The sequence below is a fragment of the Rhizobium sp. RAF36 genome (genome assembly GCF_052114105.1).
In the GTDB taxonomy this organism is placed as follows: domain Bacteria; phylum Pseudomonadota; class Alphaproteobacteria; order Rhizobiales; family Rhizobiaceae; genus Rhizobium.
Map to the genome: position 1 here is coordinate 381,634 of NZ_JBFREC010000005.1, position 25,008 is coordinate 406,641.

Consider the following 25,008-nt stretch of genomic DNA (forward strand, 5'->3'; position numbering starts at 1 on the left):
GGTGAAAGACTCTTGTCGGCAAAGGGCCTCTCCCGCGCCCAAGGACTTGGGCGCACTGGATTCCTGTGACAAGCACAGGAATGAGGGAGAAAGTAGGCCCCTCATTCCGCCGGCTCCATCGCCGGAGCAGACGGCTTTGCCGCCTTTGCTTTCCGCCGGGGGGCACCAACGCGCAGCCGCCTGTCGCTGAGCGATACGAACCCGCCGAGCGACATCAAAAGCGCTCCCCCCCAGATGCAGAGAATGAACGGCTTCCACCAGATCCGCACGACGATGCCGCCGTCATTTGTGGGATCGCCGAGCGAGACATAAAGCTGGCTGAGCCCGAAGGTCAGGATTCCGGCCTCGGTGGTCGGCATCTGCTGGGCGACATAGACGCGTTTGGCCGACCAGACATCGGCAACCTCGACGCCCCCCCGGCGGATGGTGAAATGGCCGCGGTCTTCATGGTAGTTCGGGCCGGTCGCCGGCCGCATGCCGTCGAAATGCAGCACGTATCCGCCGGCATCGGCCGTCTGTCCCGGTTTCATCTCCAGCACGTGTTCGGTCGCGAAGGTGGAGACCGCGACGATGCCGAGCACGGTGACACCAAGTCCCGCATGGGCGAGCGCCGTGCCGAAAGCCGAACGCGGCAGACCCGTCAGCCGGCGCCAGGCGACATTGGCGGCCACCTTGCCGATGCCGGCGCGATACCACAGATCGGTGGCAGCGCCGAAGACCAGAAACAGCCCGGCGGCCAGCCCGAGAACCGAAAGAACCGGGCCGCCATGCTCGATGTAGAAGAAAACCACCGCCGCGACGAAAGCCAGACCGGCGGCCGCATAGAGCCGCTGCAGCACGCCGAGCAGATCGCCGCGCTTCCACGCCAGCAGCGGCCCGAACGGCACCACCAGCAAAAGCGGGATCATCAGCAGCCCGAAGGTCATGTTGAAGAACGGCGGACCGACCGAGATCTTGTCGCCCGTCAGCGTTTCCAGAAGCAGCGGATAGAGCGTGCCCGTCAGCACCGTGCCGCAGGCAACCGTCAGGATCAGGTTGTTCAGCACCAGCGCACCCTCACGCGAAACCGGCGCGAAGAGACCGCCGGCCGACAGCAGCGGCGCGCGGAAGGCAAAGAGCGACAAAGCCCCGCCGATGAAGATCATCAGGATGCAGAGGATGAAGACGCCTCGGCTCGGGTCGCTGGCAAAGGCATGGACCGAGGTCAGCACGCCGGAGCGAACGAGGAAGGTCCCCATCAGCGACAGTGAGAAGGTGAGGATGGCCAAGAGCACTGTCCAGATTTTCAGCGCCTCGCGCTTCTCCATGACCAGCGCCGAATGCAGCAATGCTGTCCCTGCCAACCAGGGCATGAAGGAGGCGTTCTCGACCGGATCCCAGAACCACCAGCCGCCCCAGCCGAGCTCGTAATAGGCCCAGTAGGAGCCCATGGCGATGCCGAGCGTCAGGAAGGTCCAGGCGGCCAGCGTCCAGGGGCGAACCCAGCGCGCCCAGGCGGCATCGATCCGCCCTTCCATCAGCGCCGCGACGGCAAAGGAGAAGCAGACCGAGAAACCGACATAGCCGAGGTAGAGCATCGGCGGATGGATCGCCAGCCCGATATCCTGCAGCACCGGGTTCAGGTCACGCCCCTCCGCCGGTGCCGGATCGAGTCGGGTGAACGGATTGGACGTCAGCAGAATGAAGAGGATGAAGGCAACCGAGATCCAGGCCTGCACCGACAGGACATTGGCACGCAGCGTATCCGGCAGATTGCGGCCGAACAGCGCTACCATGGCGCTGAACAGCGCCAGGATCAGCAGCCAGAGCATCATCGATCCCTCATGATTGCCCCAGACGCCCGAATATTTGTAGATCAGCGGCACCAGCGAATGCGAGTTCTCCCAGACGTTCTTCACCGAGAAGTCGGAGACCACATGCGCATAGGTCAGCACGCCGAAGGAGAGGGTCACGAGCGCGAAGAGGACGATCGAGCCGAGCGGCGCGACATCCATCATCGCCTGGTCGCGGCGTCGCGCGCCGATGACGGGCACGATCGAGAGAATGATCGCCGTCGCCAGCGCCAGCACCAATGCGTAATGGCCGATCTCAATGATCATTGCACGCCCTCGCCCTCTTTCCAGAGCCCTTGCGATTTCAGGCGGTCGGCAACGTCCTTCGGCATGTATTTCTCATCATGCTTGGCCAGCACGGTATCGGCGATGAACTCGTGGCTGGCGGCCTCGAACTTGCCTTCGGTGACGACGCCCTGTCCCTCACGGAACAGGTCGGGAAGGATGCCCGTATATTTGACCTTCACCGGCTGGCCGCCGCCGTCGGTCACCGCGAATTCGACCGTTGAGCCGACACCGCGGATGACGCTGCCCTCGCCCACCAGACCGCCGAGACGGATGCGCGTTTCCGGCGGCACCGGCGTCTTGGCAAGATCGGCTGGCATGTAGAAATAAGCAACGGACTGGCTGAAGGCGAACATCACCAGCAGCACCGCGGCGATGATGAAGCTCATGCCGCCGCCGATCACTGCCAGGCGCTTCTGCTTGCGCGTCATTCCGTTACCCCCTCTGCCGCAACTCCCAGCTCGCGCCCCAGTGCGAGCAACTGCTTGCCTTGATCGCCATCGGCCGGAAACGCCGCCAGCCCGCGCTTCAGCGCCTCCGCGGCATGATCCTTGTCGTTCAATACGGCATAAGAGCGGACAAGCCGCACCCAGCCCTCGAAATTGTTGGGATCGGCCTTCAGCTTGGCATCCAGGCTTTCGACCATGCCGCGGATCATCTGCTGCTGGTCGCCGGCGTTCATCGTCTGCGCCGCCGCCACGTCTTCCGCGGTCGGCCCGCCCGGCGCCTTGCCGACGGCAGCGACATCAGGCGTGCCGCCATTCTTGGCGATGTGATCGTTGACCATTGGCAGCCACGGCGCGTCGGCGGGCGATTCCTTGGCGATCGCCTCGAAGGCCGCCCTCGCCTCGCCGGTCTGGCCAGCCTGTTCCATGCTCAGCGCCACGTAGAACTTTGCCCGCGGATTGTCGGGCTCGAGCGCCAGCGACTGCTCCAGCGCCTGGCGCGCATCCGCGGTGATCGCCCCGTTCGAACCGGCCATCAGCGTTTCCGCCAGGCCATCCAGACGGATGGCGCTGGGCCCGAGCAGTCGGATGGCGTTGCGATAAGCCTTCTCGGCATCGTCGATACGCATGGCGTTGAAATAGATCGGCGCCAGCACATCCCAGCCCTTGCCGTCTTCAGGGTTCTGCGCCAGATGCCGCTCGGCCTTGGAGACCAGGATCGCCATGTCGTTGCCGGGATTTTCGAGCCGGGCCTGAAGTGGTTGCGATGGCAGGCCAGGCCGGCCCATCGCAACGTAAAGACAGAGCCCCGTCAGCGGCAGAAGAAGAAGGATGAAGGCCTCGCTGAAGCGATGGTGGCGCGCCGCCTTCGGCGCTGCGGCCGGACCTGCCGCCGAAACGGCGATCAGCCGCCGGCCGATCTCGGCCCGCGCGTAGTCCGCTTCGTCCGCCGTGATCAGTCCGCCGGAGAGGTCGCGGTCGAGCTCGCGCAGCTGGTCGCGATAGACGGCAACCTCGCCCTCGCGCCCGTCGTCAAGCGCCTTCGCTCCGCGCAGGAGCGGATAAAGCAGCAGCGCGGCCACAGCCGCCGTCATTGCGGCAACAAGAATCCAGAAAAGCATAACGGCCCAATACTTGAAGCGCGCCGCCATTCCAACTGTCAAAGCCGGAATGACGAAGATTTGAGGCGTTTCGCCGCAAGATTGGTGCGGTCAGGACCAATCGGCACTCAGTTCAGGCTGCGGCGAACGTACGTGAGCCTGAAGCGTGGAGAAGCGCCATTTGCAGCCCAGCATGGGCTGAATGCCGGTTGGTCTAGCCGAGCGGCGACCAGCTTCCGTCGCTGTTGCGGCAGGCCGATCCGCGCACTGCGGTATCCTTGCCATCGACTGTCAGCGTGTGAGTGTATTGGCGGCAATTCTGCGAGCCGACCTGGTAGGGCGCTGCGGCAACGACCTTGCCGCTGACATTGCGGCCGCTCCAGACGACCGGCTGGCCGACGGCGGCACCCTCAAGCGCCCGGTATTCCGCTTCGAGCGCCCGCTGTTTGTCGCTGTCGCTGAGTTCTATGCCGCTGCGTCCAGCAATACCGCCCTGCAGCGCGGAGATGAAGCTCGCCGAGGCAGAGGGCTTGCGGGAAAACATGCCGCCTGAAGTGCTGCTCTTCGTCGTCGTGCAGCCGCTCAGCGCAACGGCAACCAAAAGCGAGGAGACGATCATGGCATTCGCGCGTAACATCATTCTGTCGAACCAGCAGAAAAGAACAAATCAACGCCGCCAGATGCACATGTGCTCGTGTCGGCTTTAAGGCAAAGCATGCTATGCACTTGCCTATGTCTTTGTGACATCAAGCAATTGCTCACGCAACATCCTTTGTAAGACCCGGCAAAATTAGCCGTGCCCGCAGACCGCCCGCCTCACCGCGGGAGAGTTCCAGCCGACCCTGATACTCGTTGGCGATCTCGGTGACGATCGAAAGGCCAAGCCCGGTTCCCGGCTTGCTTTCGTCCAGCCGCTTGCCGCGCTTCAGCGCTTCCTTCATCTGATCGGGCTCCAGACCCGGCCCGTCGTCCTCGACGACCAGTTCCACCCAATGCTTGCGGCCGCTGCTTTCGGCGCCTTTGACGTCGTCCGCAGCTTCCACCGCCGTGAGCTTGATCTTGTGAACGGCAAAACGCGCTGCATTCTCCAGCAGATTGCCCACCGTCTCTTCCAGATCCTGCTGCTCCATCGCCACCGCCAGATGCGGCGGAACGACCGACAGCTCGAATTCCTTGTCGACGTTGAGGCGGCGCATGACGCGCACCAGCCGCTCGAGCGCCGGTTCCGCATCAGTACGCGCCAGCACGCTTTCGCGCTGCGCGGCGATGCGGGCACGGTTGAGATAGGATTGCACCTGCCCCTGCATCGCCTCGGCCTGGCTCTTCACCAGTTCGCCATGCGAGCGCTCCAGCACCCGCGCCTCGTTGAGCAGCACGGCAATCGGCGTCTTCAGCGAATGCGCCAGATTGCCGACCTGCATGCGGGCGCGCTCAACGATGCGGCGGTTGCTGTCGATCAGCGCATTGACCTCATTGGCAAGCGGCAGGATCTCGCGCGGAAAATCGCCCTTCAGCTGCTCGCTCTCGCCGGCGCGGATCCGCTCCAGCGCGGCGCGCGCCTTATCCAGCGGCTTGAGGCCGAAGAGAATGGCGAGTGCGTTGACGATCAAACTGCCGACCCCGAAGCCGGCGAGCGCCAGATAAAGACTGTGGGAAAAGTTGCTGACGTCGCTTTCGACGACTTCGACATTGCCGCTGACGCGAAAGCGCGCCGCGCGCCCGTCGGTATCGAGCACCACTTCCGTTTCGGCCACCTGCACCCGGTTTCCGCTGGCATCGGTCACCTGGTAATAGCGCTCGTAGTTCTTGTCGAAAGGCGCTTCGAGCACCGAAGGAACGGGAATGGTCGCCGAGCCGAGAGAGGGCGAGACCAGCGGTGCCGCCGTATAGGTGCCGAGCGGCTCCACCACCCAGTACCAGCCGGTGCGCGGCTGGGCGAAGCGCAGGTCGCCGAGCTGCGGGCTGCCTGCCAGCGCACCCTGATCGCCGATCGTGACCGAGTTGATGACGTTGTAGAGCTGCGCGCGCAGCAGATCCTGAAAGCCGCGCTCGGCGCTGCGGCGATAGAGCGTCGAGATCAACAGCCCGATCACCACAAGCGCCACGGTCGACCATACGGTCGTCAACAAGAGAACGCGTGCGGTGAGCGACTTTATGCGCATTAGGCCGGCGCTTGAATGCGGTATCCGAGACCGCGCACCGTTTCGATCAGGTCGACGCCCATCTTCTTGCGCAGACGTCCGACGAAGACTTCGATCGTATTGGAATCACGGTCGAAATCCTGGTCGTACATATGCTCCACAAGTTCCGATCGGGAGACGACCTCGCCCATGTGATGCATGAGATAGGAAAGCAGCCGGTACTCATGCGACGTCAGCTTCAGCGCCACGCCGTTGACGACGGCTTTCGAGGTCTTGGTATCGAGCCGGACAGGCCCGCAGACGATTTCCGACGAGGAATGACCGGCGGCGCGGCGGATCAGTGCGCGAATGCGCGCCAGCACTTCTTCCACGTGGAAAGGCTTGGTCACGTAGTCGTCGGCGCCTGCGTCGATGCCCGCCACCTTGTCGCTCCAGCGGTCGCGCGCCGTCAGGATCAGAACCGGCATGCCGCGCCCTGCACCGCGCCACTTTTCGAGAACGCTGACGCCATCCAGTTCCGGCAGGCCGATATCGAGAATGATCGCGTCATAGGGCTCGGTGTCGCCGAGGAAATGTCCCTCTTCGCCATCGAAAGCCTGATCGACGACATAGCCCGCCTCTTTCAGCGTGTCGCTCAGCTGCCGGTTCAGATTGACGTCGTCTTCGACTACCAGAATGCGCATCGGTCCGCTCTCACCTCGATTGTGTCACTGGAGTTTCATAGGCCGATTCCGCCTACATCGGAACCCTGACGGTTACCTTGCGGGGGCGCTGGCCGTTGCCCTGAACGAGCACGGTGATGATGCAGGTGTCGCCCGAGGGCTGAACCGAAAGCAGCTGGCCACCCGTCTGCTCAACGACCTGCTGCGCGGCGGCGCTGCAATCGCCCGAGACGCGCACCACGAGAGTGCGGGAGTCGTCCGGTGAGGGCGCCGATACAGCCAGCCCTGCGGCCAAGGCTACGACGCTCAGAGGAGAGGCCATGTGCAATGCTTCCAACGTGGTTCCAACTTGGCCCGACTATGTACTCACGTGACCTGAATGGCAAATGAATGCACTGTAATGACGGAGGTTTAGAACAATTCTTGACTGTATTTCCCTAACGATATTCACAGCCGAAAGATGAGGCGGCAGAAGCTCTTGATGCCGCTGCCGGCCTCTTTCTTGAAACACCGTTTCAGCGGATCGCCGCATTCGCCGTCAGCCGTCCGTAGATGGCCAGAAGCCCGCCGATCGCGCCGGAAATATTGACGAGAGAATCGACGATCTGGCTCTGGTCGCCCGCCTCGATATCGATTCCCGCCGCATGCAGAACCGACGCGCCGATGGCGATCAGCGCACCCCAGATCGTCTTTGAATGATACCAGTTCTTCAAATCACCCATGACCATTCCTTCCGTTGAAAATCACATCGTCATCGTTGCCACCGCCGGAAGCCCGAGCGGTATGCGCTGGCCCATCTGCTGCACGCGGATCGTCAGCTCGGCCTGCGGATTGCCGAAATCGGCAAGTTCACCGGCCAACGGATAGGTCCAGGCCGCGGCAGAGACCTCGACCAGCCGCTTGACCTCGGCCCCGCTCATCACCTCGACCCGGTAGCGCTCGAAGGGTTCGTCGAGGGGAATATCCGCAGCCATCCAGTTGTCGGCGTCGACACGCCCACGCCGGATCCAGGAGAAGCACGCAGCACCCGCAGCGTCTCTCGCCGCGCGCAGATGAACGGGAGAAAGCGGCGTCTCCGCCCTCATCCCGCCCTCGAAAACAAAGGGACCTATCTTTCCTGATACCCCTGACGCCTCGACGATCCAGTTGAGCCGCAGCCCTATCTCGTCACCGCCGAGCCCGAGCGGCACCACCGCCTCGTCGAGCGCGACGATGAAGGCACCCGCCTCCGCTCCGGCGCCCATCGCATCCTCAGACCCCGCCAGCCCTCTCAGCAGACCGCTCAACCGCCAGCGCCCGGCCGCAATCTCCTCGGCCTGCTGAAAAGCCAGAACCTCCCAGCTGCCATTGCCCGAAAGCACCGCAAGCATATTCGCCCCGTTCAGCACCGCGATCGCCGATGCCGACGAAAGCTCCCCGAACGGCAGCTCCAGCTCCACGTTTACCGACCAGTCGAAACGCCCCGGCACCCCGGCCAATAGCGGCGCCGCAAGCACCCCGATCCGCGCCGGCCGTTCGAGCAGCGCGCGGCCGCGATAGCCTTCCCCGCTCACCGAGGACGAGAGCCCGGCCGTCTTCCAGGGACGCGCGAAGACCGCGGCCCTTGCAAAACTTTCGGCCTCGCCTGCCGCGAACCGCGGCAAATCCATCAGCTGAACCACCGGATCGAACAGGCTCGATGGCTGGCCGCTGCCGTTCCTGCCGCCGGCCTCTTCAGCCGGTGCCGCGCCCGCCGATGGCGCAAACTCGCGCGCCTCGACCTCTCTCGTGCCTCCGTCTTCGATCGACGCGATCAGGAACCGCCCCGGCGGCCCATCGGTGATCGTCACCACATCACCCGGCTGAAACTGCAGTGCGCCAGGCGGCAGCGCAAAGCGCACCGACCGTCTGCCGATCCGGTTGTCGCGCAGCAGCGCCTCGGCGGCATTCAGCGCCGTCTCCTCCGCGAGCACCGCCTGAAGATCGCTCTTCAGCACGCGACTCGTCGCCGATTGGGCCCGGTGCGAGCGCACGCCCGCCTGCTCGTAAGCGGCATCGGGATTGTAGAAGGTGACGACAGCCTCGGCAGCGTGATCGCTGTCATGTCCGCGGGTTTCCTGCCACAGCGGGCGATCCTCGATATCGGCAAGCACGGCGATATCAGTGGGAGGCAGGCTCGCCCGCGCTCTCGAGCGAAACCGCAGCAAACCGCCATCCTCGAAGGCGTCGATCTGGAAGGCTTCCAGCAGCGGCTCGATCAGGCTGCGCGCCGAAGTCATGTCGCCCTGCGCATAGCCTGTCAGGTCGCCTGATACCGCCGAGACATCGAAATCTTCGAAACCATGATCGCGAAACACCGCCGCTATCACATCCGCCAGACTTCCGGCCCCCAACCGGCCATTGAGCCAATGACCGCTGCGCCAGTTTGCGCCATCGCTCCAGATATCCGTTTCCAGTGGAAAGGCCGGATAGGGCCGTGCATCCCACGACCACGGGAAAATATGGGCGGGATCGACCATGCCGGCTGCAGCGCCGGGACGGCTCCACCAGGCATGATGCGCCTCCAGAAACCGCCGCTGCATGGCATCGGAGCGCGCCCGGCTAGAGAAATAGGGCGCCGCATTCTCCGCCGACTTCGGATCGGCAAAGACATTCGGCTGATTGCCGCCCTTGTCGATCGCCGCGCAGCCGAGCTCGGTGAACCAGACCGGCTTCATCCCCGCCTGCCAGCCGGTCGGCGCCGCCTTTTCAACCCCGCTGACGCGGTCGTAGTGCCGGTTCGCCCACCAGCCCTCGATATCCTTGTACCTGTAGACCCAGGGCTTGCCTGCAAGACCGTCGGTAATCGGCGTTCGCACCCGCGCCTTCCGGTCGGCATCACCGGCATAATACCAGTCGAACCCCTCGCCGCCTGCAATCGCAGCTATCAATCCGGCCTTGTCGTCCGCGGCCCGCATCCCGTCCGGGCTCGCAGCCGCCAGATCGCAGTCGCGCCAATCGGAAAGCGGCATGTAATTGTCGATGCCGACAGCATCGATCGCGTTTGATGCCCAAAGTGGATCGAGATTGAAACAGACGTCACCACTGCCATCATCCGGCCGGTATCCCGAATATTCGCTCCAGTTGGCGGCATAGGTCAGCTTCACCTGCGGAAGCAGGGCTTTCACGTCGGCTGCCAGAGCCACCAGCGCATTGACGAACGGAAAGTCACCGGTCTCGTCGCGCACCTGCGTCAGACCGCGCATTTCCGAGCCGATGATGAAACCCGAAACGCCGCCTGCCGCCTTTGCGAGCTGCGCATAATGCAGGATGAACCGGCGGTAGCTCTCCTCGCCGCCGTTATAGATCACCCGCTGCCCGGCGTAGCTGAAGTCTCCGGCCTGCGCCGCGCCTCTGAACGCCTCGATCTGCGCCCCCGCTGCCGCCGTCCGGTCCGCCGATCCCGGCTGGCCGATCGCTGGATGGCATGTTACCCGCCCGCGCCAGGGATAGGCCGCCTGGCCGCTGCCGCCATAGGGATCCGGCAACGCATTGCCGCTTTCGATATCCATCATCACGAACGGATAGAGATAGACCTCCAGCCCTCGCGCTTTGAGATCGGCGATCGCCGAGACGACGCTCAGATCATCCGGCGTCCCGCCATAGGCCGGCCCGCCGTCGCGGCGGCTGACCAGATGGGCTTGCGCCCGCGAGACGCCCGACACCAACCATTGACTGCTTTCGGCATTGCGCGCCTGCACTTCGACACCGGGCACGATCCGGCAATTGCCGGCCCGCAAGTCCGTTCCGAACCAGGAGACGACAAGCGCCACCCGCTTGAGGTTTGGGCAGACCGCCGTCAGCTCGCTGATCGAAACGTCCCAGTCGGTCAACCCCTGCAGGCTGTTTCGGTTGAGCAGCCGGGCGCTTCCCGCACCGGTCTTTTCCGAGACCGCCACGGGCCGGTAGCCATGCTCCGTCGCCCCCGGAATGGTGCAGACCGCCTGGACCTGCGCCTCCAATTCTCCGACCGCCCGCACCACTTCGAACTGCATCAGCGGGATGCGATTGCCGTAGCTGTCGAGCGGCAGCCGCTCGAACACGACGTAGGCGAGCCCGCGATAGGCCGGTGCCATTCCCGTTCCCTGCTTGGCCTCGATCAGCGGATCGGGCAGCTGTTCCGCGTCACCCGGATAGAACCGCATCTCGATCGCCGTCAGGTCGAGTTCCTTGCCGTCGGCCCATATGCGTCTGACACAGGCAACCGGGCCCTCGCAGAGCCCGATCGCGAAATTGGCGAAGTAGCGGAACGTCTCGACCTTCGGCCCCGACGAGGACTTGCCTCCCGTCCGTTCGGTGGTCACCACTTCCTCGAAGCGCGTCGCCCAGATCATCGTCCCGCCGATCCTGACGGCGCCATAGACCCGGTTGATCGACGTTCCCTCGTCGGCGCCCGGAATGCGTGCCGTCGAAAGCCGCGCACCGCGCACCGTCTGGCCGCCGCCGATCAGCGCCCGGTCGAGCGCATTGCCCGCCAGCGCCCCCGCCGCCTGAAGAAGGAGAGTGGCCATGCAAACCTCGCAGCGAGTCGCCAGCGCCGCTTACACGGCACTTGGTTTTTCCCGCAATGATTGTGTTGGATTGCTGCAGTCGTGAGCAGAAGCAGAAGCGCCGATACCAGCCGGCTCACTGGAGAGGACGGGCCTCTCCAGCCTCGGCAAGGGCCTTGCTCTCGATCAAGGAGGTGATGCTATGTGGTTCTTGCCATTCGGTATCACGCTTAGTGTGAGGAAAACCCGGACGGGCTGGTCAATAGCCATCCGGATTCAATTCCACACATAAGCAAAGGGTGGGCGGAGTTACAGCTCCGCTCACCACTCCCAAAACATACATACATGCGCTTCAATTTTCAAGTTTCGCTGCAACCTCCGGAAACCGGAACACGGCCGTCACACGCCGCCGCCAGCTCGGCACCAATACCGACCGGATAACCTCCGCCTGTTCATAGGCATGGATAAAACTCTTCTCACCGGCGAAGATGCCCGCATGCTTTGCTGCCACATCCGGCCGCCAGCGAAACAGCATGAGATCGCCCGGCTGCATCGCCTCCACCGGAACCGGCGCACCGAAATGCCGGAGCGCTGCATCGAGCAGCCGGTCCTCGCCACTCCGCTCGGCCCAGTCGCGCGCATAGGGCGGCGGCATCTCCGGCTCGACGCCGTAAAGCTCGCGCCAGATGCCGCGGATGAGGCCAAGGCAGTCGCAGCCGATGCCTTTGGCGGATGCCTGGTGCCTGTAGGGCGTGCCGATCCAGCTCTCGGCGGCCGAAAGCGCCCGTTGGTTGATTGCAGTCATTTGAAGAGCGCGCTCCCGTCATGGATGCTGCCGCCATCCGCATAGGTATAGGCAAAGTCGGCGCCCGGCATATGCGGGAAGCCGCGGAAATTCCGCTGGTTGGCGAACTTGGCCCGGCAGGTGCCGAAGGCCTTGTCGCAACCCGCCGTCAACAGCACCCGGCAGCCCGCGTCCGGCGCCCGCGCCATCGACAGCCACAGCGTCACCTCGACCTCGGCTCCCGCCGCGCCATGCGCCTCGATATCCAGCCGTTCGCCGGCGTTTTCCCCGTCGAGAAACGCAATCGTCCCATAGCGAAAGAACCCATCCGGGAAGGCGCTCAGCCCCGATACGGAGATCCGTGTCGCATCGATGACCGTAGCCAGCACACCCTCGCGGCAGAACTGACTTTGCGTCACATCGATCCCGCATCTGGCATCACCGAGCGCCGCATCGCAGCGGCGGCCATAGAGCCGTCCCTGCGGCTGGTTCAGCCGGTGCGCGAAACTGCGCAACTCGGCGCGAAACTGCCCGCCGCTGCGCGTCACTTCGCCGATCTCCTGCACCTTCAGCAGCAGATGCTGATCCGGCATCGCCCAGTTGACCAGAAACACCTCGACGCGCGCGCCATCATAAAGCCCGCGCTGCAGATCCGCCTCGCTGATCGCCGCATTCGAAAAACCGCCAGTCACCTCGCTCGTCGCCGCAGGCAGGCCCGTATTTTCTTCGGTACCACTTGCCGAAAAGCCGCTGGCCGCCAGAAACACCGTGCCTGTGAAAGTCAGGTCGTGGTCATGCTCGCTAAAGCCCAGCACCACCCCATCGCTGCGCGTCACGCGCCAGGCATGGCAGACCGTCGTCGCATCGCCATCGAGATGCGCCCTGAGTTCCGAACCGATTGTCCTCATGACAGGATCTCCGCCAGCGGAATGGCCGGGATCCGCCCGGCGTTGAAGGCCGTCAGGTTCACGTCGATCCGCCCGGTCGCAAACCGCACCGGCACATCGAGCTCGAAGCCCGCGGTCACCCGCGCCCCGGCCGCTGGAATGCTGCCCGGCAGAAAGGTCACGATCCCCGCCACAACGTCGCAAAGGTAAGTGGTTCCTGCCATCACGACCCCATCGACGGCGAGCGTCACGCTGCCAGCCACGGGCTTCGCAATCCGTCGCGCATTGCTTGCCGCCGCATCGCCATAGGTCTTCACCAACTGAAACGCCGCCCTCGCGCCGTCGCCGGTGCCCAGCATCTGGTCGAGCGCCGTTACCGGCTGGTCAGGTCGTCCGGATTTCCAGTCGAGCGGATCGCGGAACCGGAAGCCATAGAGTTCGCCGCTCCGCGCCTCGAAAAATTCCAGCACCTCGTAGAGATCGCCGGCCGAGCGAACGCCCGACCCGGCATCGTAGCTCCGCCGCGCATCGCGCCAGCGGCTGTTGCGGCTTTCGCGGCCGTTCGACAGATTGACGATATCGGTCCGCCGCACCGGCCCGCCGCTCGTCGAAAGCGACAGCCTCAGCGGAAATTGCACCTCATGAAACCCGCTCATCTCAGCCTCACAGATTGCGCTGGCCGCGCATCGCCGTGCGCGCCAGCATCGCCGAAATCTGCGCCTCGCTCTTCTGGAAGCTCTGCGCATCGGTGGCCGTCACATTGAAGACGATCTGAGTCCCGCCGCCGCCCGCGGCCGCCACGCCCAGCGCCCCATCCGGCCCGCGCCTCAGCGGCAGGATCGCCTCGCTGCCCGCCTCGCCCATCAGCCCGACATTGCCGCCGAGAGGGAAATAGCTCGGCGCCGAAACCACCCCGCCATCGGCGAAGGGCACGATCTTGCCAAGACCGCCCGCAAGCCCGAATACGGCGCCGCCGATCAGCCCCTCCAGCGGCTTCATTCCCGCCGAAAGAGCGATATCGGCCAGCCGTTTTCCAAGCCCCGCGCAGGATATCGTCGAGCCCCTTGCCGCCGCTGACGGCGCTTCGGAGCGCACCGCTGAGCGCCGATCCGAAAGACCGCGACCGGCCCTGCAGATCCTCGAGCGCACGGCGTAATTCATCGGCCTGCCCGGCCATCTGGCCAAGCCCGGTGTCATCGTCGTCCATCGATGTCTCCTGAAAACTGTGAGGCTCAGCCGCGCTCCGGCATCGCCGAAAGCGCCAGCCGCAGAAATTCCCCCATGCGTACATGGCTGACGCCCGGTCCAGCCCGCAGCGCCGTCGCCGAGCGGTGCACGATGACGAGATCGAGCTCCGGCAGCACGATCAGATACTGCCCGCCCCAGCCGCTGGCGTAGAACATCGGCACATGCACCGCTATCGGATCGTCTTCGGCGTCCGCCTCCGCCACCCACCAGAGCAATCCATACGCACGCCCGGCGCCAACCTCCGAATGCGGCCGCGTGCTTTCCCGCACCCAGCTCTGCGGCACGAGCTGCTTTGCGCCCCACCGCCCATGCCGGAGATAGAGAAGCCCGACCCGCGCCAGATCCCGCGCCGACATCTGGATCTTGTAGACCGGATGCATGGACTCCGGCCCGTTCTGAAACCACCCGTCACCCGGCGCGCAGTCCTGCATGCGCAATGGCTTGACCAGGCGGGACGCAAGCGCCTCCAGCACATTCTCGCCGGTCGCCCGCTCGACGATCGTGCCGAGAACGTTGAAATCCCAGTTGTTGTAGAACCAATGCGTTCCAGGCGGATGGCTGCCTCTGTCAGGCCTGCCGTTCGCCGTGTCGTATACCGACGGCAGGTAGACGCCCGAGCGTGCGCGCAGCAGATCCATGACCGTCGCCTTGCGCTCACTCGCCGTCAGCGGCGTCATGTCGTCAATATTGAAATCGGCAAGCGTCTGCTGCGGATCGATCCGCCCTTCGGCAATCAGCATGCCGTAGAGCACATTGACCAGACTCTTGCGCACCGATGCCACGCTCGACTTGAAGGCGATATCGCCCCAGCGGTAGATGAGACGCCCGTCCCGGACGATCATGAACGCGCTGCTTTCGCCCTTCGCCAGTTCAGCGGAGAGCATGTCCAGCCGCTCGCTCGACCAGCCGAACATCTCCACCGGCCACTCGTCCCAATCCGTGAAGGGAAAGGTGATCGTTCCCTTGGCAAAGATACCGTCCGCCTGCCCCATCTCAGCTCCGAATCCGGTGACCTCGGGATCATAGCATGATGCCGTCACCCCACCCCATCCGGAAACCGCGCCATCATTTCCGCCAGCCCGTCGCGCGAAAACCCCGCGGCCCGCGGCACCATTCCGCCGGCCGCCGCGAAGAACTCCACCGGCGTCATCGCCTAGAAGGCATCAGGAGAAAGCCGCAGCAGGCAGAGACCGGTATGCAGCACGCGCGCCCAGGGAAATGGCCCGGCGCGTGCTGCGGCCCCGCCCGCTGCGGCTAGAGGGGGCGGAGGGAGGAGCCGCCTGCCTCTGTCTGCGGTTCTGCAAAAGTCGCGATCAGCAGTTCGCCGACGACAGCCGCAAAACCGGCAATGCCGCCATCGACGCTCGCCTCGGCAACGTCCTGATCGGAATAGAGATTACCGCCGCCGCGAAGGCCGGCGCCAATGATGCGGATCATGTCCTCAGCCTTCAGCCGCCCGGCCGAAAATCGCTCGGCGAGCCCTGTGAGATCGTTGGCCGCGAAGGCCGTCTCCAGCTCCGCCAGCGCCCCGAGCGTCAGGCACAAAATCCGCCGCTCGCCATCGACGACCGCCTCGATCTCGCCGCGCCTGCGGTTCGCTCTCGCCCCCGCCGCCCGCATCAGAGCGCTCCGAAGGTCAGTGCACCGGCCGATTCCAGCGCCAGCTCGAACAGGATCTCGCCATCATGCTGCCCGGAATATTCGAGCGCCGTCACCTGGAATGCTCCCGTCACGCCGCCGAAATCGGGCACGACGATCTGCCAGTTCAAGATCGACGCATTGAAAAACGCGCCCCGCACCAGCCCGTCGGACGCCGCATCCTTGAAGATGCCGGCGCCCGAAACCGAAGCCCGCTGCACGCCCGCCCCACCCAACAGCTCCCGCCACCGCCCGGCGCTCTCCGCATCGGTCACATCGACCGTCTCGGCATTGAACGCCAGCCGCTTCGACCGCAGCCCCGCCACCGTCTCGTAACCCGTCCCATTGTGGATCTTCAACAGCAGATCCTTGCCCTTCTGCGCCACCATGCCCTTGCCCTCCTGAAACCCGAACCGCCTGCCCAAAGCACGCATCCGCGCGTCTGCGCGGCGAGACACTCACGTCACACAGCAACCGGAGCCCCCTCATCCGCCCTTCGGGCACCTTCTCCTCGCCGGGGAGAAGGGAGGCGCCGCAACGCCGAGCCATAAAGCGAAATCAAGGTCGCGGTTTCCCCTTCCCCCCCTCGGGGAGAAGGTGCTCGCAGGGCGGATGAGGGGCCACGGACACGACATCCGCGACACCAAGAACACGACTTTCCTCACCCCCACCAAACCTGCTAAACCCCACCCCTATTTCCAGCCCCAAAGCCTTTCAGCACCAATGCCACCCTCCGCTCGGCGCAGACGATCGCCGTCCTCGCGATCACCCAGCTCATCGGCTGGGGCACCACCTTCGACATGCTCGGCGTCATGGGCCGCGTCATCGCGCCCGAGCTCGGCCTGCCGAATGAGATCATCTTTGCCGGCATCACCATCATGATGGTGGTCACCGCCTTCGCCAGCCCAGGTACCGGCCGCCTGCTGGCGCGCCATGGCGCCGCCAAAGTACTCGCCGCCTCGTCCGTGATCTTCGCCACCGGCCTCGTCATGCTCTCGGCTGCGCACGACATCGTCCTCTATGCGCTCGCCTGGATCGTCATCGGCCTCGGCGGCGCGCTCGGCCTGTCGGCACCCGCCTATACCGCCGTCGTCGAGCGCGAGGGGATGAACGGCAAGCGCGTCATCGCGATCCTCATGCTGTTCACCGGCCTTTCGGCGACCATCTTCTGGCCGTTGCTGACGTGGCTCAACGACGCCTTCGGCTGGCGCGCCGCCTTCCGGATTTCGGCCGCCCTCCACCTCTTCATCTGCCTGCCGCTGCATCTTTTCGCGCTGCCAAAACCGGTCGCCACGCATACACAGGGCCCTGCCGCAGAAACGCCGCCGATCGCGCTGTCTGAGAAGCAGCGCCGCACCGCCTTCCTGCTGCTGGCAGCCTCCACCACGCTCTGCACCTTCGTCAGTTTCGGCGTGGCGCCGTCGCTGATCGAAATCTTCCGCCAGTCCGGCGCCTCGCCCGCCTTTGCGCTGCAGCTCGGCTCCGCGCGAGGCATCATCGGCATTTCGGCGCGCGGGCTCGACATGCTGCTCGGCAAGCGCGGCAACCCGATCCTGACCTCGATCGTCGGCATCAGCCTGATGCTCGCAAGCTTCGCGATGCTGCTCGCGTTCAGCGGCTCGACCCCTGTCCTCGTCACCTTCATCCTGATGTACGGGTTCGGCTCCGGCATCCTCGCCGTCGCCCGCGCGCTGCTGCCGCTGTCCTTCTTCTCTGCCAAAGAATACGGGTTGCAGGCGGCCCGCCTGTCGATGCCGCAAAACCTTGCCAATGCCGCAGCACCCGTCATCTTCACCGCCACGCTCGACCGCGCCGGCACCGGCCTGACGCTCATCATCTGCGCCGTGCTGGCGGCCATCGCCCTTGCCCTGGTCTTCATGCTCGCCGCCATGGTCAGGCAGGCGGCGCGTCAACCGGTTCCGTCACTGCCCTGAAGCGCATTTCGGCGATATGCATCCGCGTCTTCGCCTCGCGCCGCGACCGCGTCAAAAGATGCTGCAGCCCGACAAGGTGATGCCCCTGCAGCGTCAGCGCCGCATCGTCGAGCAACCTCAAGACCATCGCCACGATCACACCCGCCGCCTTGCGGCCGCCCTCCTCGCAGCAGATGTCGAGCGAGAACTGATGCTCCTCGCCCGCCTCGCCCTCGAGAATGCTGCCGCTCGTCATCTCGCCGATCACGATGCAGGGCAGCCGCTTGCCGCTCACCAGCCTGTCGCGGATACCATCCGCCCCGATCAGCCCGCGAAGCCCGCCATCGCCGGTCAGCCGCGCATGGATCGCCGCCAGCAGTTCATTTGCCGCGCTCATCGCCAGTCTCCTTCGGCTGCTTGCCGCCATCCCGCGCCAGTTTCGCCAGAAAGACCGCGAGATCGGTGATCGTCTGCACAACCGCCGTCATCGCCCGTCCTCCTCGCAGAGGCATACGAGATAGCGCCCGCCCTCATCGGGATCACGCAGACTCCGGATCGCGAAGATGCGCTCGCCCTTGCGCAGCCGCATGCCAGCAGCAAGACCGGTGCGAAACCTGAGCCAGATCCTGTGCGTCACCGTCACGAGCTCGGCGCCCGCCCGCTCCTCGCGGATCTCGCCCAGCGGCTCGATGCAGGCCCAGACCAAGCAGACCGGTTCAAACGAAACCGCCGCCCCGCCCTGCCCGTCCGCCGTCTCGACCGGCCGCTCCAGCTGCAAGCGCGCCGTCATCTGCCCGGGATCGAACATCACCGCCCGCATCAGAGCCGCCTCATCAGAAAGGGCGCGATCAGCCGGTCGTATCCATCGGGAATATCCGCCGGCTGATCGGCCACCGCGATAGCACCGCGGAACGCAAACATCTGCGCCACATGCATCAGCATCGCCCGCTTCAGGGTATCAGGCACATCGGCTGCCGTTTCGCCGAAGCCCGCCGAAAAATCGATCTCGATGCCATTGATCGCCCGCCCGGCCACCGCAGTGCGCCCGAGGATCAGCCGCGCCGGCCGCGTGCTGCGATCCAGAACATGCCCATCCAGCGGCAACGAGACTTCCTCGCCACCGGCATCATAAAGCGTCACGCTTTCAATCGCTTGCACCGGCCCCCTGGCAATCTGAATCACCCCGTCCTCAGGAACTGAATCAAGATAAAGCCGCCAGCCCTGCCCCATCAGACAAAGCCCCGTCACCCGCTCCAGATGCTCACGGGCAACGCGGATCAGCGACATCAGCAACCCATCCTCCTCATCCCCGTCCAGCCGCAAATGCGCCTTCACCTCGCCAAGCGCCAGCGCCTCCGCCAGTGGCGGAGTGATCAATGCATAGGTCATTGGAAATTCCTTTTGAAAGATGGGGCGAGACGAGGTCGCCACCCTCGCCTCCATAAAACAATGAAGGCAAGCGCCCGCAGCCCCCTCATCCGGCCCTTTGGGCCACCTTCTCCCCGCTGGGGAGAAGGGAAAGCTGCGGCGGCCTCTCGCTCTGACTTCCCCCTTGTAACTTCCCTTTATCCGCTATCGAGGCTGTAATGCCTATCGCGGTGGCGGATGGAAGGCCGATGCCCCTTTGGGACACCAAGCCCGTGGGAGAGCCTGGGTCTCCGTCCGCCGTTCCATTGAACCCGAACAGTCGCCAGGGCCGCTTGCGCAGGCAAAGCCCGCTTAGGCAAGGATGGGATCAGATGGAGACGATAGTAGGCATCGATGTTTCGAAAGACCGGCTCGACGTGGCGGTGCTTCCGCAGGGCGAGGCTTTTGCGGTGGACAACGACGATGCCGGTATTGGCGAGCTGACCGGCCGACTGAAGGCGATCGGGGCCGATGCGATCGCGCTTGAGGCGACCGGCGGCTTCGAGACGCAGGCTGTGGCCGGACTGTCATCGGCAGGACTGACGGTGCTCGTCGTCAATCCGGCGCAGGTGCGTGCCTATGCCAATGCCATCGGCCGCAAGGCCAAGACTGACCCGATCGATGCCGCCGTCATTGCCGCCTTCGTGCTGGCGACCAAGCCCGAGATCCGGCCGCTGCGCGATGCCGAGACGCAGGCCCTTTCCGAACTCGTCGCCCGCAGGCGCCAGATCGTGCAGATGATCGTGGCGGAGGAGAACCGGTTGCGTATGGTGTTGGCAAGACAGGCGCAGAAAAGCATCAAGCGCTTGCTCGCCGCCTTGCGGCGCGAACTCGACAGCCTCGATGCCGACCTCGACGACCATATCCGTAAGTCGCCGATATGGCGGGTGCGCGAGACGCTGCGGATCTCCGTGCCAGGCGTCGGGCCGACAACGGCCCGCACGCTGATGGCCGAGCTGCCGGAGCTCGGCAGCCTCGACCGGCGCCAGATCGCCTCACTGGCAGGACTGGCGCCCTGGACGCGGCAGTCGGGCAAATGGAAGGGCAAGAGCTTCATCGGCGGCGGCAGAGGCAAGGTGCGCGCCGTCCTGTTCATGGCTGCAAGCCGTCACAACCCGGGCCTCAAGGCCTTCCGCGACCGGCTCGTCGCAGCCGGCAAGCCGAAGATCGTCGCCCTCGTCGCAACCATGCGAAAGCTCCTCACCATCCTCAACGCTATCATCCGGGACGCAAAACCATGGCAAAGCGCTTGACGCCAAAGACAGTCGCTCTCCCCTCGGGGAGAAGGTGCGGGGAGGCGGACGAGGGGGCCACACCCGCCAAGAGAGCCACTCTATTCGCTACTCACTACCCGCTACTCACCCCCCATCAACTCACCGCAAACTTCACCAGCTTGATCGCCTCGAAATTCTGCACCCCGCCGCCGACGCGCTTCGTCGTGTAGAACAACACATACGGCTTCGCCGAATAGGGATCGCGCAGCACCCGCACTCCCGTGCGATCCACCACCAGATACCCCGCCCGGAAATCCCCGAAAGCGATCGCCATCGCCCCTGCCGCAATGTCGGGCATGTCCTCGGCCTCGGCCACCGGAAAGCCCATCAGCGTTGCTGCCTGCCCCGCCGTTGTCGGCGGCTGCCACATGTAGCGGCCATCGGCGTCCTTCAGCTTGCGCACCGTCGCTTGCGTCTTGCGGTTCATCACGAAATTGGCGTTCTGCCGGTAACCGGCCTTCAGCGCGTAGACGGCGTCGACGAGCACATCCGAAGCGCCGCTGGAGGCAAAGGCACCCGCCGCCCCGGTCGGGATATAGCCGAGATTGCCCCAGCTCCAGCCGCTGTCGGCCACCGCCGTATAGGCGAGGAACCCCTTCGGCTTGTTCGTCCCGTCGCCGGAGACGAAGGCCGTGCCCTCCTGCTCGGCAAAGACGGTATCGACCTCGCCCGAGATCCAGGCCTCGATATCGACAGCCGCGTCGTCGAGCAGCGCCTGGGTCGCCGCCGGCATGGCGTAGAGCTCCATGGTCGGGAAGGTCAGCTCGGCAAGCTGGGCATTGCCCGTCTGCGGCCGCGCCGCCGTCTCGGAAACCCAGCCGGAGGCCATGCCCGACGTCGAGAACGGCTTCTTCAGCACCGAGCCGGAGACTTGCCGCACCGTCGCCAGCGCCCGGATCGGCGACACCACCGAAAGCCTGCGGCCGATTTCGGTATCGGTCTCCGGCGGCACCAGATAGCCGCCGTCGGCGCCCGTCCCCGATGACATCGCCTTCGCCTCGATCTCGCGCAGCCCCGCCTCGTCGCCGCGGCGGATATAGTTTTCGAAGGCCGCCTTGTGCTCGGCCGTATCAGCCCCGCCGACGCCCGAACGTCCCAGCGGCGGACGCGCCTTCTTCAGCACCAGCTGGTCGATGAGCTTCTTCTGCTCGTCCATGGCGCGGTTGATGCGGTCCATCTTGTCGCGGGTGACGACGTCGTCGGTGAACTTCGCCTCGATCTCGCCAAGGCGCCGGTCGTTGGTTTCCTTGAAGGCCTCGAAGGCCTCCATGAAATCGTCGAAGGCAGCCGTCATCGTCTCCGGCACCGCCTTGATCTCGGGCGCCGTCTTCGCAGTCCTGTCGGTCATATCTCGATCCTATCTGAAGGTTTCGGTCAGCATCGCCCTTGCCGCCCGGCGCATGGCGCGGACGAGCTCGGTCTCCTTGTCGCGGAACCACCGCGCATTCTTGATGTTCTGCACCCGTGCCGAAGGCAGCATCGGAAAGGTGACGATCGAGATCTCCCAGAGATCCGCCTCCAATATCCGCCTGACGCCGCTCTTGGCATCGGTGCGCGCCCTGACAGTCCGGAACCCGATCGACAGCCCATCCAGCGCGCCGTTCCTGATCAGCTGCCGCACCTCGCCGGCGCGTGCCACGCCATCCGCCAGCACGCCCTCGACATAGAGCCCGCGGCTATCCTCGCGGATCGTCTTCCAGGCGCCGATCGGTTCGGAAGGATCATGCTGAAACAGCATCCTGACCCCCTCCGCCCCGCGCTCCGACAACGACTTGCGAAACGCCCCGCGCTCCACCTGGTCCTTGCCGAGATCGACCTCGCCGAAGACGCTCGCATAACCCGAAAACGTCCCGTCGCGCTTGAGATGGCGCAGTTCCAGATTGGCAAACTTGCGCGTCTCCGCGCCCATGAGCGATGCGGTCATGGTTGGTGCTCCTGATTGTGAAAGTGAAATGTCTGGGGGGGAGCGGTGGACGAATGGCGAATAGCGAATAGCGAATAGCGAATAGCGAATAGCGAATAGCGAATAGCGGCGAATGCCGCCCGCCACGGCGGGATCGCAAGCCCAAAACTATTCGCTATTCGCTCGCCACCGCTGCGCCACCCGCGCCAAAACCCCCAGCACCCACCAGGCGCAGAGGCTGGCCGCAGCCGAGCCGGACAGCATGATCTCGGAGGCCGAAAGACGATCGGCAATCCCCAGCCGCTCCACGAGCCAGATCCCCGTCGGCCCGCCAAAGATCAGCCCGCAGGAGAGCCCCGAAAAGAACCGGCTCGCCGCCTCCCGCCGGCTCTTCGGCAACAGATAGATCAGCGACACCGCCGCCCCCGCCGAAGCCCCCAGCGCCCGGCTGGCCCAGAGCCCGCCATCATTGGAAAAGTCAGCCATCGTCAAACTCCCTTGTGGAGGATGCGCACGCGGATGGCCCGCAAAGGCCCACGGCCAATACGGACCGGCGTCCCCGCCAATCGCGTTTCAACGAATCTTATGAATCGCTTGCACAGTCTTGCTGGCAGGCTGAATCAGCAGCTTCACACGCCGATTCAACGCGTCCGTATCCGGCGGCTCAAAGGCTCCGGATCACATTGCGAAAGGTCAGCGACATCCGCCGCCCGCGAGGCCGCTTCTCGCCGTCGACGTCATCGGCCGACCGCGCCGGTATCTCATGCGTCCAGTCGTACCGCGCCTCACCTTTCAGTACCAACAGCGAACCCGGCGCAAGCATCAGGCTCCTCCGCTCGCCGGTGACCGCACGGCGAAACACCATCTCGCATGTCGAAAGCAAGCTCAGAGACGCAATGGTCTCGCCGAAACAAGGCTCGCAATCGACATGCGCGCTGATGCCCTGCCCCGGCAAATACTCATTGGCGATCACCTGATCCGGCAGCGCATCGAAGTGACCATACTCCACCATCCACTGCGCCAGCCTCTGCAACCAATCCGGCAGCGGCCCGAGCCACGCATCAGCAGGCACTGTCCTCGCACGGTAGTCGTAGCGATATCCAAAATGCTGCACGCGTCGCTTCAATGTCGTATCCCATGCAACAGCATCGAGCGCCTCACAAATCGCATCACAATCTGATGCAGACAGAAAGCCCCCGACATAGTCCACCCCATCGACAACCACAGCGCTCCCCAGCCCGCAAAACCACTATAGCTTTCGTCAGCAGACGGGCGCCGGTCAATACCCCACCGCCTCCCGCTTCTCCTCATCCGTCAGAAACCCCGCCGCCCCCACTCTTGCCCACAGCTCCCCGCGCTCGGCCGAGAGCCCGGCCACCTTATCCAGATCCGGCTCCAGCCGCAGCCCCTCGCCATAGGCGCCACCCAGCCAGGCCGAAAGCGAAGCCGCCGTCCGCGTCAGCATCGGCAGCACCGTGAGGCGATAGAAGGCCCGGTTGGCCTCCTGATAGTTGGCAAAAGTATTGTCCCCGGGAATACCAAGCAGCATCGGCGGCACGCCGAAGGCGAGCGCGATGTCGCGGGCAGCGCCATTGCGGGCCTCGACGAAATCCATGTCCTTCGGCGACAGGCCCATCGCCTTCCAGTCCAGCCCGCCTTCAAGCAGCAGCGGCCGCCCGGCGCGCATCGGCCCGGAATAACCGTCGTCCAGCTCCTGGCGCAGCCGCTCATATTGATCGGGCGAAAGATTGCCGCCCTCCTTAGGCTGATAGACCAGCGCGCCGGAGGGACGGGCCGAATTGTCGAGCAGCGCCTTGTTCCAGCTCGCCGCCGCGTTGGAGAGATCGAGCGCCACCTGCGCTGCCGCCAGCGGCGGAAAACCCAGGTGATCGTCGAGCGGATGAAAGAGTTTGAGATGCAGCAGCGCTATCCCCTCGGCCTCCACCGCAAAGCGCCGGACCGATCCGTCGGCGCGATAGTCATAGGCCTCCGGCCACCCGTCCCGCCCCTCGACGACACTGATCCTGTCGGGCCGCAAGAGATGCAGCTCGCGCAGCCCCGCCCCCACCATCAGCCGCTCGACATAAGCATTGCCAGAGAGCAGCAAATGCCCATAGAGCGCCTCGAAAAAATCCGGCCCGCCCATCCGCCCGTTCGGCTGCCTGAGCAGCGCCGCCGCCGGATGCTCCGGCCGCTCCCGCTCGCCCTCATAGATCAGAAACGGCACGCAGGCCGCAGCCTCCGAGATCAGCCTGACACAACGATGCGCCACCGGGTTCTTCATGAACCCCTCGCGCGACAGCGCCGCATAAGACCGCCCCGTCCAGCTCGCCTGCCCCTGCGCCGCCAGCGACAAAAACCCCGACGCCGCTTTCTCTTCGGCCACAGCATTACGCCCCGCCGTGAAACCCCACGGCAGAAAAGACCGGATGTTCATGATGATGTCCCCTGTTGAAAGGCAGGCGCTTGGAGGGAGACGCTCACTCCATCTTCCCTCATTCCTGTGCTCGTCACAGGAATCCAGCCACCGCGCGTCCGCGCGGTGAATGACTCACTTACCTATTGGAAATAGTCTCCCGCGCCCAAGGACTTGGGCGCACTGGATTCCTGTGACGAGCACAGGAATGACGTAAGGTGAGGTTTGCGACCCTACCTACCCTACAATCGGCACCTTCACGGCCCGCGCGCTATCGAAATCCGCCGCCACCCGGGTGTCGCGCAGCGGCTTCACCGTCGTTGTCGAAAGCTCGTAATCCGGATGCGCCTTGTAGGCCGCCAGTGCCGCCTCGTCGGCAAACTCGCCATAGACGACGAAATCGACGGCGTTGCCCCACTGGTCTGTCTTGACGTTTTCGCCGATCTCCAGCGTCAGCGCATGCGGGATGCCTGTCAGCACCGACAGGCCCTTGCGCACCGCCTCGCGGTTTTCTTCCGGCACGGTGAAGAAAACGATATGGCGGATCACGGGGCGCACTCCTTG

Annotated in this window: 27 protein-coding genes and 1 pseudogene; 2 read left to right on the plus strand and 26 right to left on the minus strand. The window is 64.7% G+C overall.

Annotated features, from left to right (window positions below):
- Nucleotides 1-101: 101 nt before the first annotated feature.
- The 17 genes and pseudogenes from AB4Z25_RS19930 to AB4Z25_RS20010 form a co-directional block, all read right to left on the minus strand.
- Nucleotides 102-2,099 carry a heme lyase CcmF/NrfE family subunit gene (locus AB4Z25_RS19930; protein ID WP_112540562.1) on the minus strand — a complete coding sequence of 666 codons (1,998 nt, stop codon included), beginning with the start codon at nt 2,097-2,099 and terminating at the stop codon, nt 102-104.
- Nucleotides 2,096-2,548 carry a cytochrome c maturation protein CcmE gene (ccmE, locus tag AB4Z25_RS19935; protein ID WP_112390726.1) on the minus strand — a complete coding sequence of 151 codons (453 nt, stop codon included), beginning with the start codon at nt 2,546-2,548 and terminating at the stop codon, nt 2,096-2,098. Before ccmE ends, AB4Z25_RS19930 begins: the two co-directional genes overlap by 4 nt.
- Nucleotides 2,545-3,684: a c-type cytochrome biogenesis protein CcmI gene (gene ccmI / locus AB4Z25_RS19940; protein ID WP_112540601.1), complete on the minus strand. Its 1,140-nt coding sequence runs from the start codon at nt 3,682-3,684 to the stop codon at nt 2,545-2,547. The genes ccmE and ccmI overlap by 4 nt, the downstream gene beginning before the upstream one ends.
- A 193-nt stretch (nt 3,685-3,877) precedes the next feature.
- Nucleotides 3,878-4,303 (minus strand): hypothetical protein, encoded by a 426-nt coding sequence (locus tag AB4Z25_RS19945; protein ID WP_112540561.1) that lies wholly within the window; start codon nt 4,301-4,303, stop codon nt 3,878-3,880.
- A 118-nt stretch (nt 4,304-4,421) separates the two neighbouring features.
- Nucleotides 4,422-5,825: a sensor histidine kinase gene (locus tag AB4Z25_RS19950; protein ID WP_112540560.1), complete on the minus strand. Its 1,404-nt coding sequence runs from the start codon at nt 5,823-5,825 to the stop codon at nt 4,422-4,424.
- On the minus strand, nt 5,825-6,487 hold the full coding sequence (locus tag AB4Z25_RS19955) for a response regulator transcription factor (RefSeq protein ID WP_112390723.1): 663 nt from the start codon (nt 6,485-6,487) through the stop codon (nt 5,825-5,827). The genes AB4Z25_RS19950 and AB4Z25_RS19955 overlap by 1 nt, the downstream gene beginning before the upstream one ends.
- A gap of 52 nt (nt 6,488-6,539) precedes the next feature.
- Nucleotides 6,540-6,788, minus strand: coding sequence for a hypothetical protein (locus AB4Z25_RS19960; protein ID WP_112390722.1), 249 nt, complete (start codon nt 6,786-6,788; stop codon nt 6,540-6,542).
- A gap of 193 nt (nt 6,789-6,981) precedes the next feature.
- A complete protein-coding gene (locus tag AB4Z25_RS19965) occupies nt 6,982-7,188 on the minus strand; it encodes a hypothetical protein (protein ID WP_112540559.1) in 207 nt (68 codons plus the stop codon).
- 21 nt (nt 7,189-7,209) lie between these two features.
- Nucleotides 7,210-10,995: a baseplate multidomain protein megatron gene (locus tag AB4Z25_RS19970; protein WP_442208843.1), complete on the minus strand. Its 3,786-nt coding sequence runs from the start codon at nt 10,993-10,995 to the stop codon at nt 7,210-7,212.
- A 331-nt stretch (nt 10,996-11,326) separates the two neighbouring features.
- Nucleotides 11,327-11,779 carry an NlpC/P60 family protein gene (locus tag AB4Z25_RS19975; protein WP_112540558.1) on the minus strand — a complete coding sequence of 151 codons (453 nt, stop codon included), beginning with the start codon at nt 11,777-11,779 and terminating at the stop codon, nt 11,327-11,329.
- Nucleotides 11,776-12,666, minus strand: a complete 891-nt coding sequence (locus tag AB4Z25_RS19980) for a baseplate hub domain-containing protein (RefSeq protein ID WP_112540557.1) — start codon at nt 12,664-12,666, stop codon at nt 11,776-11,778. Before AB4Z25_RS19980 ends, AB4Z25_RS19975 begins: the two co-directional genes overlap by 4 nt.
- On the minus strand, nt 12,663-13,301 hold the full coding sequence (locus tag AB4Z25_RS19985; protein WP_112540556.1) for a TIGR02217 family protein: 639 nt from the start codon (nt 13,299-13,301) through the stop codon (nt 12,663-12,665). Before AB4Z25_RS19985 ends, AB4Z25_RS19980 begins: the two co-directional genes overlap by 4 nt.
- 7 nt (nt 13,302-13,308) lie before the next feature.
- Nucleotides 13,309-13,852, minus strand: a pseudogene (locus tag AB4Z25_RS19990) (phage tail tape measure protein).
- Between the two features lie 25 nt (nt 13,853-13,877).
- Nucleotides 13,878-14,885, minus strand: coding sequence for a serine hydrolase domain-containing protein (locus AB4Z25_RS19995; RefSeq protein ID WP_112540600.1), 1,008 nt, complete (start codon nt 14,883-14,885; stop codon nt 13,878-13,880).
- A 44-nt stretch (nt 14,886-14,929) separates the two neighbouring features.
- On the minus strand, nt 14,930-15,043 hold the full coding sequence (locus AB4Z25_RS20000; RefSeq protein ID WP_442208844.1) for a phage tail assembly chaperone: 114 nt from the start codon (nt 15,041-15,043) through the stop codon (nt 14,930-14,932).
- Nucleotides 15,044-15,147: 104 nt separating this feature from the next.
- Nucleotides 15,148-15,513, minus strand: a complete 366-nt coding sequence (locus tag AB4Z25_RS20005) for a gene transfer agent family protein (RefSeq protein WP_112540554.1) — start codon at nt 15,511-15,513, stop codon at nt 15,148-15,150.
- Nucleotides 15,513-15,920, minus strand: a complete 408-nt coding sequence (locus tag AB4Z25_RS20010; protein WP_112540553.1) for a phage major tail protein, TP901-1 family — start codon at nt 15,918-15,920, stop codon at nt 15,513-15,515. The genes AB4Z25_RS20005 and AB4Z25_RS20010 overlap by 1 nt, the downstream gene beginning before the upstream one ends.
- A gap of 360 nt (nt 15,921-16,280) precedes the next feature.
- Here AB4Z25_RS20010 and AB4Z25_RS20015 point away from each other — a divergent pair, with 360 nt between their 5' ends.
- Nucleotides 16,281-17,465, plus strand: a complete 1,185-nt coding sequence (locus tag AB4Z25_RS20015; protein WP_442208862.1) for an MFS transporter — start codon at nt 16,281-16,283, stop codon at nt 17,463-17,465.
- On the opposite strand, the gene AB4Z25_RS20020 is transcribed toward AB4Z25_RS20015, so the two are convergent.
- The 3 genes from AB4Z25_RS20020 to AB4Z25_RS20030 form a co-directional block, all read right to left on the minus strand.
- A complete protein-coding gene (locus AB4Z25_RS20020; RefSeq protein ID WP_112540551.1) occupies nt 17,425-17,841 on the minus strand; it encodes a DUF3168 domain-containing protein in 417 nt (138 codons plus the stop codon). The two genes, AB4Z25_RS20015 and AB4Z25_RS20020, sit on opposite strands and share 41 nt — an antisense overlap.
- Before the next feature lie 87 nt (nt 17,842-17,928).
- On the minus strand, nt 17,929-18,264 hold the full coding sequence (locus AB4Z25_RS20025) for a phage head closure protein (protein WP_112540550.1): 336 nt from the start codon (nt 18,262-18,264) through the stop codon (nt 17,929-17,931).
- A complete protein-coding gene (locus AB4Z25_RS20030) occupies nt 18,264-18,833 on the minus strand; it encodes a head-tail connector protein (protein ID WP_112540549.1) in 570 nt (189 codons plus the stop codon). Before AB4Z25_RS20030 ends, AB4Z25_RS20025 begins: the two co-directional genes overlap by 1 nt.
- Before the next feature lie 350 nt (nt 18,834-19,183).
- Between AB4Z25_RS20030 and AB4Z25_RS20035 the strand changes: the two genes are divergently transcribed.
- Entirely contained in the window at nt 19,184-20,104 is a 921-nt protein-coding gene (locus AB4Z25_RS20035; protein ID WP_442208845.1) for an IS110 family transposase, read from the plus strand.
- Between the two features lie 115 nt (nt 20,105-20,219).
- Here the strand turns inward: AB4Z25_RS20035 and AB4Z25_RS20040 are convergent, their stop codons facing one another.
- The 6 genes from AB4Z25_RS20040 to AB4Z25_RS20065 form a co-directional block, all read right to left on the minus strand.
- Complete coding sequence (locus AB4Z25_RS20040; RefSeq protein WP_112540547.1) at nt 20,220-21,473, minus strand: phage major capsid protein; 1,254 nt, start codon at nt 21,471-21,473, stop codon at nt 20,220-20,222.
- 9 nt (nt 21,474-21,482) lie between these two features.
- A complete protein-coding gene (locus AB4Z25_RS20045) occupies nt 21,483-22,049 on the minus strand; it encodes an HK97 family phage prohead protease (protein WP_112390960.1) in 567 nt (188 codons plus the stop codon).
- 147 nt (nt 22,050-22,196) lie between these two features.
- Nucleotides 22,197-22,514, minus strand: a complete 318-nt coding sequence (locus AB4Z25_RS20050) for a DUF6107 family protein (RefSeq protein WP_112540546.1) — start codon at nt 22,512-22,514, stop codon at nt 22,197-22,199.
- 178 nt (nt 22,515-22,692) lie between these two features.
- The gene (locus AB4Z25_RS20055) at nt 22,693-23,253 is read right to left on the minus strand and encodes an alpha-ketoglutarate-dependent dioxygenase AlkB family protein (protein ID WP_112540545.1); all 561 of its coding nucleotides are present in this window, start codon (nt 23,251-23,253) and stop codon (nt 22,693-22,695) included.
- Between the two features lie 54 nt (nt 23,254-23,307).
- Complete coding sequence (locus AB4Z25_RS20060; protein WP_112540544.1) at nt 23,308-24,465, minus strand: phage portal protein; 1,158 nt, start codon at nt 24,463-24,465, stop codon at nt 23,308-23,310.
- Between the two features lie 216 nt (nt 24,466-24,681).
- Nucleotides 24,682-24,993 carry a Dabb family protein gene (locus AB4Z25_RS20065; protein ID WP_112540543.1) on the minus strand — a complete coding sequence of 104 codons (312 nt, stop codon included), beginning with the start codon at nt 24,991-24,993 and terminating at the stop codon, nt 24,682-24,684.
- Nucleotides 24,994-25,008: the final 15 nt, after the last annotated feature.